The organism is Mesorhizobium sp. M0983, from assembly GCF_040318975.1.
Classification (GTDB): Bacteria; Pseudomonadota; Alphaproteobacteria; order Rhizobiales; family Rhizobiaceae; genus Mesorhizobium.
On record NZ_JAMYNH010000035.1, the window covers coordinates 25,898 to 40,743 of the forward strand.

Here is a 14,846-nt window from a genome sequence, read left to right on the forward strand (position 1 = left end):
AGGGGGCGCTGTGCTGGCTGACCAAAAACTTGCGCTCAAGGCAACGGAATAGCATCATTCGAACGAACACTGTTCGTCATGACGAGGAGGGAAGTGAATGCTGTCGGCGGCGCTTTCAAAGCTCTTCCGCAACAGATAGGCGGGTCATTCAGAGGGCCGCATAGTCAGTGGCAGTGGTAGTCGCCTGTCTTGTGGTTCTTGTGACAACCATTGCTGTCGGTGCCGCCGCTGTGTGCATAGGCGCTGGTCGCAAAAGCCAAGGTCAAAGCCGCCAATACGGCCAGAATTGCACATTTCATTTTAGCCCTCCCTCAATTAATCTGCACCAAAGTATCTTTGCAGGAGAGGTCCAAGCAACTTGCCGGAGGCGCGCTAGATCGGGGGCCGGCGCCAAGATCGAAGAGATCACGCCGAAGGTGAAGAGCTAGCCGGTCAGCTTAGTGAAGTCGTGGCGGCGCGCGCGAACATGTGCCAGCAAATTCGTTTCATTGACGACCCCGGATTGAAAGAGAGTCAGCGTCGTCGAGGCCAGAATCTGACCGTCTATCGAGGTGCTGTACCATTTAGCGTCGGCGGTTATTTGGTCGACCACCCGCTGGCAGATCGCCCGATCTTCAGGTCTCAGGAACTGGCTTTGCGGTGCTCGTAGCATCTCGACGCCTTTAAAAAGGGGAGTTACTGTGCCTCCCACGCGACACCCATGCTGGTCGCAGACAATGGACCGTAAACGCATTCAGACGGAAAATTGCCATTCATTTGAGCGGTGCAAGCAAGGTCTTAGCGCTTCGCCCTAACGGGGACGGCCCAGCGGCTTGGTTGCGGGGGGACTGGCAGCTGGAGGCCGCTGGGCCTGACCAGCGAGCCTTCGGGGGTGCTCGCCTGGCTGGCGAATACATGCGCTCAAGCTAATGGAATCGAAACATGCGAACGAAGTACGTGGTGGAAATTCCGCTGTGTATAGCCATAAGGTGCCCCGGAATGGGTCAATGCGTCTGGCACCGCACTTGCAAGGTCAGTATGGGGGAATGGGGCGGAGGCCCGTCGCTTCGCAAATGTAGCGGCGGGTCTTCTGCATAGAGGTCCCGTACCAGCCTGCGCACTGCCGTCCGTCTCGCTTTCCTCATCGATCGCCCGGACCGGCAGATAGGCGTTGGTTTCCAGCACGATCTGAATGCGGTCGGATCTACTGATTTTCATTTCAGCCGCGATGGAGTTGAGAGCGTCCTCCGTTGCGGGCGCCGGAGACGTTTCTAAGCATTAATGCGGCGCGGCGCAGGATGACCTGCAGATCCGCGCGTGAGATGTCCGCGATGCGGTCGGCGGCGCTTTCAAGCTCTTCAGCGATAGATTGGCGGGGCATTCGACTAGCGCTGTTCAAGTTCGCTGACTCTAATCTCCAACGCTGCAATCTGCTGCGCCAACTCGCGGAGCAATTCCTGCTGAACACCAGCAGCTCGAAGCCCATCTCGCAGACTTCGTCAGCGCCTACAACTTCGGACGCAGGCTAAAGACCCTGAAGGGACTCACACCATACGAATTCATCTGCAAAATCTGGACAAAAGAGCCAAAACGATTCAGGCTCGATCCTCTCCATCAAATGCCGGGACTAAACCCTTAGGTCACCGGCGGGCGGAGCTTGCGTTTTTCTTTCGGAAGGGAAAGTCTCGCGCGAAATGAAGGCGGGAGATTTGGGATGCGCAGTCGGGTTCTGTCCTAGTGGAAGCGTCTGACGGTGGCTTCCTTGATGGTTCGGTTCATCCTTTCGACCTGTCCGTTGGTCCAGGGATGCTTCACCTTGGTCGTGCGATGCTCGATGCCGCTGTCCCGGCAGGTGCGCCCGAAGATGTGCTCCATGGCGGTGCGGTCCTGCTCGCGGTTTTTGAACTGGATACCGTTGTCGGTGAGGATCGTGTGGATTTTGTAGGGAACCGCCGGGGTGAGATGGCGCAGGAACTCGGCCGCGATCATTTTTGTGGCCCGCTTGTGCAGCTCGACATAGGCGAACTTGCTGGTCCGATCGATGGCCACGAAGAGGTACAGCTTGCCTTCGGCCGTCTGCACCTCGGCGATGTCGACGTGGAAATAGCCGATCGGATAGGTCTTGAACTTGATCTTGGCCGGCTTGTCGCCTTCGACTTCCGGCAGACGACTGATCCCATGTCGCTGCAGGCAGCGATGCAGGGATGAACGCGTCAGGGTCGGAATCGTTGGCTGCAGTGCGTAGAGGCAATCATGGAGCGGCAGCAAGGTGTGCCGCCGGAAGGCGACGATCATTGCCTCTTCCTCGATCGTAAGCACCGTCGAGGAGGGGTTCCTCGGCCCCGTCGGCACATCGGCGACCGACGTCCGCCCCTTCCACTTGATGACCGTCTTCTGGTTGATCCCGTAGCGCTTCGCCAGCGCTCTCAGGCTCTCTTGACTATTTTGATTGCTCGACGGACTGCCTCTGTCGTCGTGGCGCTGCCGTGAAGAACCTGGCCCATAGTGCCTCCTTCGATTCGGAAGAAAAGAATGCACCATCAAAGCTCGGGATCAAACACTTAGGCCACCTTAAAGGCGACCACCCGCTGCCGGCCCTCTTCCGGGCTTTCAAGGGGGTGAGGCATGGTCAGCATCGTAGCTATACGCCCACTCGCATTTCCGGCGATTCCCGCTTCTTGAAATGGCAAAAGGACTTCGCTCCTTTCGACAAACCTGTGCTTCGCTACAAAGTATCGCGCATAGGCGAAGCGCGTCATGGATCGCGGTGTGCACGTTGCGGCTAGCAGCAGCGTCGCCGACCCCATCAGGGCCAGCAGCTTCAAATGGCTGCATGAACAGGCACCCAACCAATGCGCCAGAACAACGAATTGCCTCTTTCAACGGGAGCCATCCACAGAACACATCGCCAGTGAGCACGCTATAGGTCGCGGTTGCCAACGGCCTTATGGCTCGCATTGGTTGATTGGACCAGACGCCAACAGGTTGCCGGACCCTTCAAGCGCCATGCCTGATCTGACCGAACCCGCAAGTGTCAGGATGCTGTGAGCCAATCGCGGAGAGTGGTGGCACTTGCCGTAAGCTTCCTCTTCTGAATGAGAGTACACGCTGCTGACATGACCGGCGATGGAGTGTCAGAAACCCGCAAACTCGGCTGCCTTCCTTCTGAAGGCGGCCGGCGCCTCTGGGGGCGTGGGGTAAGAACGCTTGGCGGCGCCGGCCTGGCGGGTTGGGGTCCGCCACGTGAATAGTAGCGAGCTTGGCGTTTCAGGTAATTCCGCGATCGCGGAAGACGCGTCTACGCGTCCCCATCCGTTTTCGTCGATCTCCCGCCTTGGCAGCTAGGCGTTAGTTTCCAGCCACTCGCGCAGCACGATCGTAATGAGACCCGATCCGCCGATTTCCATTTCGGCCGCTATGCACTGCAAAGCGCCGCCCCCCGCAGGGGCGCGCTTGACGATAGCAGGACGAAGTGACTGGCGTTGATTCAATAACCGCGCGGTTTGGCCTTCGGCTCTGGCGAGCTTTCCGACGGGTTTGCAGCCAATTTTGCAGATCGCCGATCTTTTACCCACAGCGACTTTCTTCTTGCCAGTAAATCGTGGCGATCGCCTTCAGCGGTCGCTCGGCTATGCGTCGCAGCAATGTCATAGTCGGCTCTGTTGGTTCGATAGTCCTCTTCTTTTTGCACAGTCATCGTTTGCTCCCAGTTCGTGGCCCCTCTTTTGCCCTACCGGGCAGATTAACTGCCGGTGCATTCCGCGAGTCAATCGATTAAATAATGCACTCTGCAGTCGCGCCTACATCTCATTGTTTTCGATGATGCCGGCTTAGCCGTCGGGCAGTTTGGGCGCGGGCGAAGGGGACGTCTTGAGCCTCGCGCAGGCCCTACCATTCTCGCGTGGAATGGCTCTGGCTCGGCTTCGCGGTGGCTGCGGCGAGCACGTCGGCCGTGTATCGTGAGGCAGTTATTGGCGATGCGGCAATGGCGAATTAGTCATGGCAATGGCTGTGACCGGAAGCGCTCGCTTATGCGCTGTGCTGGAATGCACATGAAGTATGCGCGTGCGCGCCGCTTCGTCGATCTCTCGGCCTTCGAGGAAGTCGTCGATCTGATCGTACGAGACACCATATGCATCTTCGTCCGGCCGAAGCGGAACGAGGTTCTCCAGATCGGCGGTCGGGATCTTGTCAACAAGTTCACACGGAGCGCCCAGATGCGCTGCCAAGGCGCGAACCCTGCGCTTGTTCAACCCGGAAAGCGGAAGAATGTCGGCGGCACCATCGCCGAACTTGGTGAAGAAGCCCATCAATGCCTCAGCCGCATGGTCGGTGCCGATGACCAGCCCTCGGGTGGCGCCGGCGAGCGCGAACTGGGCGATCATGCGCTGACGCGCCTTAATGTTGCCAAGCAAGAAATCCTCGCGGCCGGCATCGCCGAGCTCGACACTGGCCAGCTTGATCGAATCCAGCATCGCATCGGCAGCCGGCTTGATGTCGACCCGGTGCACTTCATCCGCTCCTATGGTGTCCAAAGCTCGCTGGGCGTCCTTCTCGTTCGCCTGAGTGCCGTACGGGAGACGAACCGCCACGAATCTTTGCCTCGTATCCCGCCTTTCGCAGTTCCTCGACGGCCCGTTGAGCCAGAAGGGCCGCGGCGAGTGAATCCACTCCGCCGCTGATCCCCAGCACATACGCACTGAGGCCCGATGCACGAAGATAGGTGACGAGAAAGTCCACGCGCCGGCGCGCTTCCAGCGCGACATCGAAACTCGGAGTGACGCCCAACCCGTCGATGATCATTTCCTGTTCCGTCATGCGCAGTGGTGCTCCTGATGTCACAACATTCCGTCCAGCCGCGCGGCCAGGAGGTCGGCGGTGGTCACCGTCTCGACCTGCATGCCGTAGCGGCTCTCATAGATCGCGAGCATGGCATCGTGGGTCGAGTCAGCTCCGGAACATACCGCATCAGCCACGATGACCACCCGGTAGCCGAGATCGATCGCCCCCATCACAGTGGCGAGCACGCAAACCTCCGTCTCCGCGCCTGACACGATGAGTGAATCAATGCCCGCAGACCGCAGGCGAGCATGCAGTGACCCGTGCCAAGCGGACATGACGGGTTTGTCCTCCAGCAAAGCGGGCGGCACGAACCGCGCCAGTTCCGGAACAAGATCAATCAGCTGAGGATCGAGCCGATCGCGGGTCATCGTCCCCCACTTGTAATAGTACCGCCGCCAGGCGCCGACTGCGTCGTCGGGAGATTGAGGGGGAATAAACCGGGTGAAGATCGTCCGCGCCGGATCAAGTTCGACGAGGGCGACGACATTGGGCAATACACGCTCCATCCACGGCGTGTGCCATTCAGTCGCCTCGGCAAACATCCGTTGCATGTCGACGCAGAGGTGAACCCAGCGCTCACGAAGCGGTCCAAACCGCAGGGCTTGGTCCAATTTCGTCAAGGCCCGACCGCCTCCCTGACAATGCTCTGCGCCTCGGACTTGTCCTGATGACCCACGATCTTCGCTTCCTTGCCTTCGGCGACTTGGCAGCCGACGAAGTAGTCCTCGATATTCTTGAGCTTGTTCAGTGGCATGTAGGCGAACTCATATGGTGGATGATCCTGGTGCAGCAGGAGCGGTGCCGCCAGTAGGCGGTTGTTGCGTTTGGCGGTTCCCCGCTCGACACATCCGCCGCGATTCCTCCGAGGGCGCGGCACCGCAGCAGTGAGCCCATCGGAAGATTGGGATCCGTAAGCAGCGACATTTTTCATTGGATCACCTTCGTCAGCTTGCGTCGAACCGAGAAGCCGAACGAAAAAGGCAACGCGAAACCCAAGTGAGCAGTTTCTTGGCTCGCAACATCCTGGTCTCAGCATCGTGGGCGTTCTGCGTCCGGCCTTCTTGGGGCGTCTCAACCGCAAAGCTGTAGCCGCCGGCCGCGTAGAGAGAGATATTGTCGATTGACTCGTTCATTTCGGGATAATCCGGTTCGACCATCCGTGTTCCTCGTGGTTCAATTGAGCTCGATCCAGGCCGGCGCATGGTCGCTTGGCTTCTCCCACCCGCGAAGCTCGACATCCACGCCGGCATTACGCAGCCGGTCGGAAAGAGAGGGGCTCACCAGGAGATGGTCCATGCGCAGGCCGGAACTCCGATCGAAGCCGCCCCGGTAGGAGAAATTCCAATAGGTGTAGATGCCCTTCTCCGGATGGATGCGCCGGACAGCATCGATCCAGCCACCTTTGAGCATTTTGGCATAGGCCTGCCGGCTCTCCGGGAAATAGACCGCATCGCCCAGCCATCGCCTCGGCACCACGGCGTCGATTGGGGTTGGAACGACATTATAGTCGCCGCAGAGAACGCTTGGTGCCCCGTCGTCGAGCAAATGCTGGCCGTAGCTGATGAGACGATCGAACCAGCGCAGCTTGTAGTCGAACTTTGGGCCAGGCGCCGGATTGCCATTGGGCAGGTAGAGGCAGCCTACGACTATCCCATCTACCTCGGCCTCGATATAGCGGCTGTGGGTATCGTCTGGATCGCCCGGTAGGCCGCGTCGACGTTCCACCGGCTCGATTCGGCGAGCGAGGATTGCCACACCGTTATAGGATTTCTGGCCGTGCCAGATGGCGCCGTAACCCGCCTCTCTGATCGCATCGACAGGGAACTTGTCGTCCGACGTCTTCAATTCCTGCAGGCAAATGATGTCGTAATCGGTTTCGCCCAACCACTTCAGGAGCACAGGCAGCCGGCCGTTGACGCCGTTCACATTGAAGGTGGCGATGCGGGTCATGTGCATGCCCTCTCATGAGATACTGGCGGCGACCGGCGCGCAGGGGGGCGTGGCCTATCCCGTTGCGCTGAACCCCCAGCTCTTGGTATCGCCAACTTCGCCGGCATCCTGTGCGGCCGAGGTTCACTTCTTGCCCAGCTCGTCTTCGACCTTCTTGCGACTGTTGCCGAGCGACTTCACCGCCGATTTGACGTCAGCTTTGCTGGCGCCGGTTTTGCCCGCCTCGTACTTCATTTCATGATCCTGCCCACCAGCGACCCTGGCACGGTCCTGATCGCGTCCACGTGTTGTTCCAGTGCTTGCCATTTCTTCCTCCGAGGATTGCCGTTCCAGTCCCAACAACGCAGCCGGACTCTTCCGGTTCAATCCTTCGACGCGCGGGCCATGGAACCGAATCCAGGCCGGGTTTGTTGAATCAGCCCATGTATTCGAGGCCCTCAGTCGACCAGGCGCTCACCGACGCCGCCCCCGAGCTCGCCGCCAGCCTGCACGACTTGGCCGACCAGCTGCACACCCCCTGCCCGCCAGCCTGAGCGACCGCGTCGTGCGGCGCAGGCCACCGACCTCGGCCGGGTCGCCAGGGATACGTGGCACGGCGCCGCCACCGGCGACGCGACAATCCCCGCTGGCCTGGCTGGCGCCCTGGTCACCGATGCACGGCATCGGCGACGTGCGCGACCTGATCCACGAAGGCTGCGCCTATCTCGACGGCGCCGCCTATGACCCGGTCATCCTCGGCCTCGCCGCCGTCGGGCTCACCATCGCGGTCGTCACGGTGACCATCCTCGGCGCCACCACGCCGGCACGCGTCGGGGCCACGGTTCTCAAGGCCGCCAGCAAGGGCGGCCGGCTGTCGAAGCCGCTGCGCGGCGAATTGGTGCGGCTCGCCGGCGACGCCGTCGATGGCGAGGCGCTGCGCGCCACGGTGACTCTCGCCAGGGCCGGCGATCTCGCCGCCGCCTGCGCCACGCTTACGGGCGTGCTGCGCCCTGCCCCGTTGGCCACCCTGCGCACAGCCGCCGCCGACCTCCTCGGCATCGTCGCCAAGGCGCAAGGCTACCGCGCCACGGCGGATGTTCTGAAGCTGTGGACATCCGCGGCGGACATGGGCCGGTTCACGCGCCTGTCGGCGCGGTTCGGCAGGGGTTCCGGGGCCTCCTCGCCGTGCTCGGCGCCTCGGCGCTGACGCTCGCCGGCCTGACCGTCACGCTCACCAGTTAGCTGGCTGGCCTCGGCCGTGCTGTGGGCCCTGCTCTACTTCAGCTGGCGGCTCCTGCGCCGGCTGGGGCGGTGAGCTACCCCGTGGGGGCTGTCTGCCTGGCTGTCTGCCCCCACACCCCCGAGGATATTGTAGGACGGTTAGGATCCTGTTTTCGGAGGTGTCATGGCGCGGAGACGGGCTGGCAGGCGGGCGATCAGCTCGCCGATCGGCACGCCCGGCCGGGGGTCGCTAAGACTGGCACGCTGCATGGCCTCAAGGACGGGTGTGCGTCTCCGCATCGTCGACGCTCGAGCCGCCTTCAGCGGCCGGCACCTGACCAGGCGCGCTGTCAGTCGGCTTCGCCGGCATGGAACAGGGCTGCACCAGGCGTACCCCAAGCCCCCGCCCAGCCTGGCGCGACGCGTGACCGCCCGCCGCGCCTCGCGCTCGGCGGGTTTGTCATTTCCGCCGCGGTGCCCTTTCCGCCTTGTAAGGGCGGTATCCAGCGACGAACATTTTCTCCACGCTGCTAAGGAGCGATATGACAATTCTTGCGGTTAACTTCCAAGCGATACCCGACTCCCCTCTCTGATCGGGGAATCACTTTACCAAATCAATGCGTTTCCACACAGGCTGGACCCAAGGCGGTCGCCATCAGTCAGCAGTAGACCTGCCCAAGCTCCGCCCGACCGAAGAATCCGTGTGTTGCGGCCGCCTTAACGCCGGATGTGAGCGCCGCATCTACCGCTCGCGACTTCGCCTACTACGCTCACTGCCGCGGGCTTTTCGACGGGCAACTCTAAGTTCGGCGAGCGTTGGCCTCCACCAGCCTCTGAAGCGTTCGGTCGGCCCGGCGGATAGCCGAGCGGGCCATGTGCTCACAAGTTCGGCCAGCGTAGCCGAACGCCACCTGCCCCAAACGAAGTCGCCGTTCGCAGGCATTGCGCGGGGGTAGAAGGCGGCTACGTCGGATAGCTCAACCAGTTCACCGGAAATTTCAGTGAAGACGACAATCCCGTACTGCTCGGTTGCGACAGCGCGGCCCAGAGTAGGTAGATCTTGAGCTGGCAGCGGATAGCGATGGCGCCGGCGTTCAGCAGCCCGCTTTTGTGCGGCTTTATATGCTTCGGTGTTCCTGGCGGCTGCTCGTCGCCGTTTCCTCTCCTCCGGTTCGGCATGCTGCGCAGCTTTTTCGATGCTTGGCCATCGGCGCCGTAGCTCTTCATATGAGCGGAACGGAACTCTCCAAGCCCGCAACTCATCGTCCCAACTCGCCCACGGAACAGCGCGCAATTCTTCAAGCACGGTCCTCGAATAGGAGGTGCGAATGCGGAGGTCGTCCGCGATCTCCAGATACTGGCTCGATATTGGGTCGAAGGCGAAGGCATCGCGTCCCTTGCTATCGTCATGGGGCGCCCGTAGCGCTGCCTCTTGCGCCAGCCAGCGGTCGATCCGCCGGGCCGCCGTCTTGCCGGGTACGAACCAGCTGCTGCGCTCGTCGCTCCATCTGGCACGCGGAAAGGTTTGCTGAAACCGCTCGATCGCCATTCGATCGAACGAAAAGCGGGCCTCGGCACCACGTGCATCCTTTTTCTGCGGCGCGGGACGAGCGTTGGATTCCGTCATTGTGCATCAACCGAGTTCGCTGCACGGAACGCAGCGCCGGCCCTAAAAGTTCACCAGCCTGACGGACTCCGCGGAATATGGCGCCTGAAGTGATCCCCGATGCTCGAGACCGGCGAAGTGAACCTTTTCCCACGCTCGGCGGTTAGGGAGAGCCGAGAGGATGACCAATGTCTAAACCAGATGGGAGAGCGGCTTGCGGCCGTGCGGCCGATAAAAGCTCGTTCGTGGCAACCGTGGTGCCGAGACGTTGGCTAGGCGGACGCAGTCACCTTTCCGGAGAGCCGGCAAGCCTACGCCGAAATGCTGGGTAACGGCTGGATTGATGCCGTCCGCCGCATCCCTCCACAGAAAGGCATCTACACGTATTGGAACTTCTCCTACCGGGGCGGTTATGATCGGAGTTCCGGCCTCCGGATGGATCATCTCCTCGTGAGCCCATCACTTTCGAACAGGTTACGTGATGCCGGCGTGTACGCTGATTTGCGAGGTTGGCAAAAGCCGAGTGATCATGCGCTCGCCTGGATAGAGCTCGACCTCTGCGGCAAATAGTTGAGTGATCCATTGTTCGCTAGGCGTCTTCGCCGACTGCTGACAAAAATCCCTGCCGGGAATTTCGTTTCCTGCCCTTGATCCTCACGCTGCCTTTCTGACGGCCGCCCTGAACGGACGGTCGATGGTGAAGGCATCTGGACGGATGGCTGCCTCAACCTGGCTCCAGGTCACGGGATGAGCGATTGGGAAGCCAGGTCGCGCTCGTGGGGAGAAGGCGCCGACCGCCGTGTTGCCGCGCCCATTGCGGAGGTAATCAATGAAGATGCGGCCCTTTCGGGCTGCCGGTGCGGCGGAGAGCAGATAGCGATCAGGATGAGCTTCAGCGAGGCGCTTGGCGAACGACCGGGCAAGGAGCCGGGCATTGTCGTGCGGGATCTTCGTCGCAAGTGGGGCCATCAGGTGAATTCCCTTGCCGCCCGTCACCTTCGGCCAGCTCTCTAGGCCTTCTGCTCCCATGATGTCGCGGAGCGCTAGCGCGGTCCGGATGACCTCATCCCACTCGACCCCCTCACCCGGGTCGAGGTCCAGAACGATGCGGTCGGCATGCTCGATGTCATCAACGGTGGCATTCCAAGCATGCAGCTCTACAGCATCCATCTCGACCAGCCCTAGCAGGCCGGCAAGGTCGTCCACCCACACGCGCACACCTTCGCCACCCTCGCGCTTCTGAACGCGCAACTGATGCACTGCTGGCGGGATCTTCGGCAGCGCGCCCTTGTGGTAAAAGGTTGCGCCGAGAGCATGGCGGACCAGCTTCAGCGGTCGGTGGCCGAGATGGACGAGTGCGTGATCGGCAACCCTCTGCCAATAGCGCGCAAGCTCTTCTTTGGACGGCGAGACCGCCTCGGGCAGCAGTTGCAGGATGTTCTCGCTGGGAACGCCATATTCCCGGGCTGGCCCACGTCGCTTTGATGGCGCAGGAGGCTTGGCCGGGATCGCCACGAGGTCTTCTCGCAGACCCTTGAACACGGCTTCACGCAGCACGCCGCGATCTGTTACGCCACTGAATTGCACCTCGGCCAGCACGTCCGGTCTGACCCATGTCGCCTTCGGTTTCACAATGGGCTCTGACAGAGGCGACTTGCTGATGATCAGCGGGTCAAGCCGCTCTCGAACCAGTCGCGCAGCGCTCAAGGTGTAGCCGCTGCGAGCCTTGCCGGCATAGAGCAGTCGGTCGCCCTCGCGACGGCCTATGTAGAGCGATGCGATCCGGCGCGGGTGAGCGCCGAGCTTTTCCACGAAAGCGACAATGGGGAAGGTGTCGCTCTTGATGCACTTCACTTTGAGCCAACTCGTCTGGATACCCGAGCGGTACGTGGCATCGGTGCGCTTGGAGACAATCCCCTCCAAGCCCATTCGGCAGGCATGTTCAAACACGTCCGTGCCGCTCACCTCCAGATGCTCGGCATAGGTCAGTGTCGGCGCTGAGTTCTTAAGCAGCTTCTCTAGGGCTGCCTTGCGCCTCACCAGCGGCTGCTGTCGTAGATCGCGCCCGTTGAGGTGCAGCAGGTCGAACGCGTAGAAGATGAGCCTCGCCGAGTCTGGATTGCCCAACTCCCGTTCCAAGGCTTGGTAATCCGGCAGGCCGCTGTCGCCGAGAACGACAGCCTCCCCGTCGATGATCGCCGCCTTCACCGGCAAGCCCGCCGCTGTTTGAACAATTCGTCGGTATCGATGCGACCAGTCGTAGCCACGACGCGTGAAGGCCCGCGCTTTACCGCCCTTAATGATCAGCTCGGTGCGGTAGCCGTCGTATTTGATCTCGTGAAGCCATTCGCCGCCCTCGGGCGCATTCTCGACCAGCGTGGGCGACTGGAACTCAATGAAAGAGAGCTGGCCATCCCCAGCTTTGGAACTCATGGCACACTCCTGACCTTCCACCCAAACCTTGCGGCCAGTGAATAGGTTCCGCAACAGGGCTGGCCGGAGGAGTAAGGCCCCGAGCCGGTTTACCTGATCCTTGCTCGAACCGGGCGTGGTTGAGGGAACTCTTAGTTAAGCCATCGCTTATGTACGAATGTCGCTCCATTGGTTCTCTCCGCCGGTCTCCGTAAGGACCACCCGTCCTGGCATTGCTTATCAGTGCAACAACGTCGAGGGAGCCGCCGAGCAACTGTTGCAGTGGACCAAGCGTGGCCCCAAGTGGCACAGCGCAGTGCAGCTCTGCATGGATGCCATGATCGATCAGGTGAAACCCGAAGTGGTCCGCAGGGCGTTTCGCGAAGCGGCCAAGGAAGAGGGAAACCTAGTGCCTCCTTAGCATCTGCGACCGAAAGCCCTACTCTTGGTTGGGCACGAACCTAACAAAGAGCATCGTCGGCTCTGCAGCGAGGCGGCGGTCGTAGAACTGGCAAGCGAGGACCATTGACTTGCCGACTACCGCTGCGCCTTCAGCGATAGTCAAGCTATCCGGCATCTAAGCTGACTTGCAGGGGATTTTCTCGGGCCTTCTCACTATCGATAATTCTCTCTTATCGATAGCGATCAGACCAAGGCTTGACCAACCTGTGGAATCGGCGCTATCGTGGTGCAGAACCGTGTTTGTCGTGCATGGCTGGGCTCAGCGCGACGCGAGTCGCATAGCGCACAGCAAGCTCCTACGAGGACAAAACAATGACCATCACGGTGAAAATTGGCGAGGCCAAAACCCACCTTTCGGAACTGCTCGCTAAGGTCGAGGCCGGTGAGGAGGTGATCATTTCGCGCGGCAACGATCCCATTGCCAAGCTGTCCCGCCTTCCCCAAAACCAGGATCTGGGCGCCTTGATCGAAGAGGTCCGCGCCGCGCGGGCCCACGCAAAACCTGTCACCACCGAGGAAATTCTGGCCTGGAAGCATGAAGGCCACCGTTACTGATGCGTCTCGTCCTGGACGCGTCCATAGCCGCGGCCTGGCTGCTGCCGGAGGAGCACAGCGCGGTCGCCGAGACCCTGGTTGCCGGCCTGACGGGGCGATCGCCGGTGCCGTCGCTGTTCTGGCACGAGGCGCGCAGTGTCGTGCTGATGGCCGAGCGGCGTAGCCGCATCGCCGCAGGCGAAGCGGCCACCGCCATGGCACGGCTGCGCCGATTGCCGCTGGAGGACGCCGGCGGCGGGTCGGACGGCGCGGTGCTGGCGCTAGCGGCCGCGCACGGTCTCAGTGCCTATGACGCCGCCTACCTTGCGCTGGCCATCGAAACCGAGTTGCCGCTGGCGACCCTCGATCGCAAGCTCGCCGTTGCCGCGCGCGGCAAGGGAGTCCGCATTTTCGGACCGCTCGCCAATGGCAACTGACCTCGTCGCTCGGCCACCTGGCAATGGTGTTCGACGCGCCGAGGCGCTCGACGCATTGGATTCGGTGCTGCCCTTCGACCGGCGCGATCTTTTGGCCGAAATCCTGACCGACGACGATGTCGCAACGCTGCGCCACCTGGCCAAAGAAGGCATCGGCGCAAACTCTCTCCGCGCGCTGGCCTCCGACCTTGGCTATCTCGAGGCATGGTCTTTTGCCGGCACCGGTTCTCCGCTGCCCTGGCCGGCGCCGGAAACGCTTTTGATCAAATTCGTCGCCCACCACCTGTGGGATTCTTCCCGGCGCGAGAGTGATCCGACCCATGGCATGCCGGCTGACATAGCGGCGTCGCTGGTAGCCCAGGGCCTGTTACGGGTGACAAAAAGACCGCATGCGCCGTCCACCGTGCGCCGGCGCCTGTCGAGCTGGTCCACCTTGACCAGATGGCGCGGACTTGTCGGAAACTTCAACGCGCCGGGGCTGCAGAGCGCCATCAGACTGGCGGTGCGCGCCGGCGCCCGGCCGCGGAACCGCAAGAGCAAGAAAGCGGTGACCGCTGACATTTTGACCGCCCTCCTGAAGGCCTGCGCCGGCGACCGCCTCGTCGACATGCGCGATCGCGCGCTGCTCATCACCGCCTTCGCCTCGGGCGGTCGCCGCCGCAGCGAGGTTTCTGACCTCCGCGTCGAACAGCTCATCGAAGAAGAGCCGGTGCCAGCGGATCCCAAGGATTCAGAGGGGCAAAAAATTCCCTGCCTAAAAATCCGGCTCGGCCGGACCAAGACGACACAGGCCGATGGCGACGCTTTCGTGCTGCTCGTCGGCCGGCCGGTGACGGTGCTGCGAGCGTGGCTCGAGCGCGCCGGCGTCACTGAAGGCGCCGTGTTTCGCGGCATCGACCGCTGGGGCAATCTCGAAGCGCGCGCCCTGACGCCGCAGGCCGTCAATCTGATCCTGAAGCGCCGCATCGCCGAGGCCGGGTTCGATCCGCAAGCCTTCTCCGCCCACGGCCTGCGCTCCGGCTATCTCACCGAAACCGCACGCCGCGGCATTCCGTTGCCCGAAGCCATGCAGCAGTCGCAGCATCGCTCTGTGCAGCAGGCCTCGAACTACTACAATGACGCGGAACGCACGCTCGGGCGGGCGGCGCGGATAATCGTCTGAGTCGCAGATCGATCCGACCCTTGCGGCGCGCCCAAAATCTCAAGAGTCGCCGCCGGCGATAGCCTGCCAAGACTGTGACTGTCACCCACGCTTGCCCTGGGCACCCGTAATGGAAATGATCGCGGGCGCTACCGTGACGAACAGGATATAAGGCTCTCTGGCAGCAGACTGGTTGAGGAGCGCCCCACCGTCATGAAGCCGATGAACGAAGAGCATCTCGCGGTTCTACGCAGGCACATGGTCGAGATGATTGCAATTCACA

Annotated in this window: 15 protein-coding genes and 5 pseudogenes; 7 read left to right on the forward strand and 13 right to left on the reverse strand. The window is 61.7% G+C overall.

Annotated elements, in window-relative coordinates; translation table 11 throughout:
• Positions 1–164: 164 nt before the first annotated feature.
• The 3 genes and pseudogenes from NKH71_RS31240 to NKH71_RS31250 all read right to left on the reverse strand — a co-directional run.
• Complete coding sequence (locus NKH71_RS31240) at positions 165–299, reverse strand: YHYH domain-containing protein (protein ID WP_156948257.1); 135 nt, start codon at positions 297–299, stop codon at positions 165–167.
• A 125-nt stretch (positions 300–424) separates the two neighbouring features.
• Complete coding sequence (locus tag NKH71_RS31245; protein WP_023722175.1) at positions 425–652, reverse strand: hypothetical protein; 228 nt, start codon at positions 650–652, stop codon at positions 425–427.
• A gap of 443 nt (positions 653–1,095) precedes the next feature.
• A pseudogene (locus tag NKH71_RS31250) lies at positions 1,096–1,360 on the reverse strand (hypothetical protein); the annotation flags it as partial.
• Between the two features lie 84 nt (positions 1,361–1,444).
• Here NKH71_RS31250 and NKH71_RS31255 point away from each other — a divergent pair.
• Positions 1,445–1,618 (forward strand): annotated as a pseudogene (locus NKH71_RS31255) (IS481 family transposase); the annotation flags it as partial.
• Positions 1,619–1,716: 98 nt separating this feature from the next.
• On the opposite strand, the pseudogene NKH71_RS31260 reads toward NKH71_RS31255, so the two are convergent.
• The 8 genes and pseudogenes from NKH71_RS31260 to NKH71_RS31295 form a co-directional block, all read right to left on the reverse strand.
• Positions 1,717–2,483: pseudogene (locus tag NKH71_RS31260) on the reverse strand (IS481 family transposase); the annotation flags it as partial.
• Positions 2,484–3,466: 983 nt separating this feature from the next.
• Positions 3,467–3,676, reverse strand: coding sequence for a hypothetical protein (locus NKH71_RS31265; protein ID WP_352895996.1), 210 nt, complete (start codon positions 3,674–3,676; stop codon positions 3,467–3,469).
• 271 nt (positions 3,677–3,947) lie between these two features.
• Positions 3,948–4,797: pseudogene (gene nadE / locus NKH71_RS31270) on the reverse strand (NAD(+) synthase).
• Between the two features lie 20 nt (positions 4,798–4,817).
• Positions 4,818–5,441, reverse strand: coding sequence for a cysteine hydrolase family protein (locus NKH71_RS31275; RefSeq protein ID WP_352895999.1), 624 nt, complete (start codon positions 5,439–5,441; stop codon positions 4,818–4,820).
• Positions 5,438–5,752: a hypothetical protein gene (locus tag NKH71_RS31280; RefSeq protein ID WP_352496216.1), complete on the reverse strand. Its 315-nt coding sequence runs from the start codon at positions 5,750–5,752 to the stop codon at positions 5,438–5,440. The genes NKH71_RS31275 and NKH71_RS31280 overlap by 4 nt, the downstream gene beginning before the upstream one ends.
• A gap of 13 nt (positions 5,753–5,765) precedes the next feature.
• Positions 5,766–5,978, reverse strand: a complete 213-nt coding sequence (locus NKH71_RS31285; RefSeq protein ID WP_352896001.1) for a hypothetical protein — start codon at positions 5,976–5,978, stop codon at positions 5,766–5,768.
• Positions 5,979–5,994: 16 nt separating this feature from the next.
• On the reverse strand, positions 5,995–6,771 hold the full coding sequence (gene xth / locus NKH71_RS31290) for an exodeoxyribonuclease III (protein ID WP_352717661.1): 777 nt from the start codon (positions 6,769–6,771) through the stop codon (positions 5,995–5,997).
• Positions 6,772–6,894: 123 nt separating this feature from the next.
• Positions 6,895–7,077, reverse strand: coding sequence for a DUF3606 domain-containing protein (locus NKH71_RS31295; RefSeq protein WP_352896003.1), 183 nt, complete (start codon positions 7,075–7,077; stop codon positions 6,895–6,897).
• A 238-nt stretch (positions 7,078–7,315) separates the two neighbouring features.
• Between NKH71_RS31295 and NKH71_RS31300 the strand changes: the two genes are divergently transcribed.
• Positions 7,316–7,957, forward strand: a complete 642-nt coding sequence (locus tag NKH71_RS31300) for a hypothetical protein (RefSeq protein ID WP_352896006.1) — start codon at positions 7,316–7,318, stop codon at positions 7,955–7,957.
• Positions 7,958–8,713: 756 nt separating this feature from the next.
• Here the strand turns inward: NKH71_RS31300 and NKH71_RS31305 are convergent.
• A complete protein-coding gene (locus NKH71_RS31305) occupies positions 8,714–9,598 on the reverse strand; it encodes a hypothetical protein (RefSeq protein WP_352548626.1) in 885 nt (294 codons plus the stop codon).
• 633 nt (positions 9,599–10,231) lie between these two features.
• Positions 10,232–12,010 carry a DNA ligase D gene (ligD, locus tag NKH71_RS31310; RefSeq protein WP_352896009.1) on the reverse strand — a complete coding sequence of 593 codons (1,779 nt, stop codon included), beginning with the start codon at positions 12,008–12,010 and terminating at the stop codon, positions 10,232–10,234.
• 157 nt (positions 12,011–12,167) lie between these two features.
• Here ligD and NKH71_RS31315 point away from each other — a divergent pair, with 157 nt between their 5' ends.
• The 5 genes and pseudogenes from NKH71_RS31315 to NKH71_RS31335 all read left to right on the forward strand — a co-directional run.
• Positions 12,168–12,410 (forward strand): DUF982 domain-containing protein, encoded by a 243-nt coding sequence (locus NKH71_RS31315; RefSeq protein ID WP_352896012.1) that lies wholly within the window; start codon positions 12,168–12,170, stop codon positions 12,408–12,410.
• Positions 12,411–12,763: 353 nt separating this feature from the next.
• Positions 12,764–13,006, forward strand: a complete 243-nt coding sequence (locus NKH71_RS31320) for a type II toxin-antitoxin system Phd/YefM family antitoxin (protein ID WP_031195006.1) — start codon at positions 12,764–12,766, stop codon at positions 13,004–13,006.
• On the forward strand, positions 13,006–13,422 hold the full coding sequence (locus NKH71_RS31325) for a type II toxin-antitoxin system VapC family toxin (protein WP_352548630.1): 417 nt from the start codon (positions 13,006–13,008) through the stop codon (positions 13,420–13,422). The genes NKH71_RS31320 and NKH71_RS31325 overlap by 1 nt, the downstream gene beginning before the upstream one ends.
• Positions 13,412–14,584 carry a site-specific integrase gene (locus tag NKH71_RS31330; protein ID WP_352592150.1) on the forward strand — a complete coding sequence of 391 codons (1,173 nt, stop codon included), beginning with the start codon at positions 13,412–13,414 and terminating at the stop codon, positions 14,582–14,584. Before NKH71_RS31325 ends, NKH71_RS31330 begins: the two co-directional genes overlap by 11 nt.
• Positions 14,585–14,752: 168 nt before the next feature.
• Positions 14,753–14,846 (forward strand): annotated as a pseudogene (locus NKH71_RS31335) (protein-L-isoaspartate(D-aspartate) O-methyltransferase); the annotation flags it as partial.

Bases quoted from the DNA above. Each gene is read 5' to 3' on its own strand.
- NKH71_RS31320 (WP_031195006.1), top strand. From the start codon at position 12,764: ATGACCATCACGGTGAAAATTGGCGAGGCCAAAACCCACCTTTCGGAA.
- NKH71_RS31295 (WP_352896003.1), bottom strand. From the start codon at position 7,077: ATGGCAAGCACTGGAACAACACGTGGACGCGATCAGGACCGTGCCAGG.
- NKH71_RS31280 (WP_352496216.1), bottom strand. From the start codon at position 5,752: ATGAAAAATGTCGCTGCTTACGGATCCCAATCTTCCGATGGGCTCACT.
- NKH71_RS31330 (WP_352592150.1), top strand. From the start codon at position 13,412: ATGGCAACTGACCTCGTCGCTCGGCCACCTGGCAATGGTGTTCGACGC.
- NKH71_RS31245 (WP_023722175.1), bottom strand. From the start codon at position 652: ATGCTACGAGCACCGCAAAGCCAGTTCCTGAGACCTGAAGATCGGGCG.
- ligD (WP_352896009.1), bottom strand. From the start codon at position 12,010: ATGAGTTCCAAAGCTGGGGATGGCCAGCTCTCTTTCATTGAGTTCCAG.
- NKH71_RS31265 (WP_352895996.1), bottom strand. From the start codon at position 3,676: ATGACTGTGCAAAAAGAAGAGGACTATCGAACCAACAGAGCCGACTAT.
- NKH71_RS31285 (WP_352896001.1), bottom strand. From the start codon at position 5,978: ATGGTCGAACCGGATTATCCCGAAATGAACGAGTCAATCGACAATATC.
- NKH71_RS31240 (WP_156948257.1), bottom strand. From the start codon at position 299: ATGAAATGTGCAATTCTGGCCGTATTGGCGGCTTTGACCTTGGCTTTT.
- xth (WP_352717661.1), bottom strand. From the start codon at position 6,771: ATGACCCGCATCGCCACCTTCAATGTGAACGGCGTCAACGGCCGGCTG.
- NKH71_RS31325 (WP_352548630.1), top strand. From the start codon at position 13,006: ATGCGTCTCGTCCTGGACGCGTCCATAGCCGCGGCCTGGCTGCTGCCG.
- NKH71_RS31315 (WP_352896012.1), top strand. From the start codon at position 12,168: ATGTCGCTCCATTGGTTCTCTCCGCCGGTCTCCGTAAGGACCACCCGT.
- NKH71_RS31305 (WP_352548626.1), bottom strand. From the start codon at position 9,598: ATGACGGAATCCAACGCTCGTCCCGCGCCGCAGAAAAAGGATGCACGT.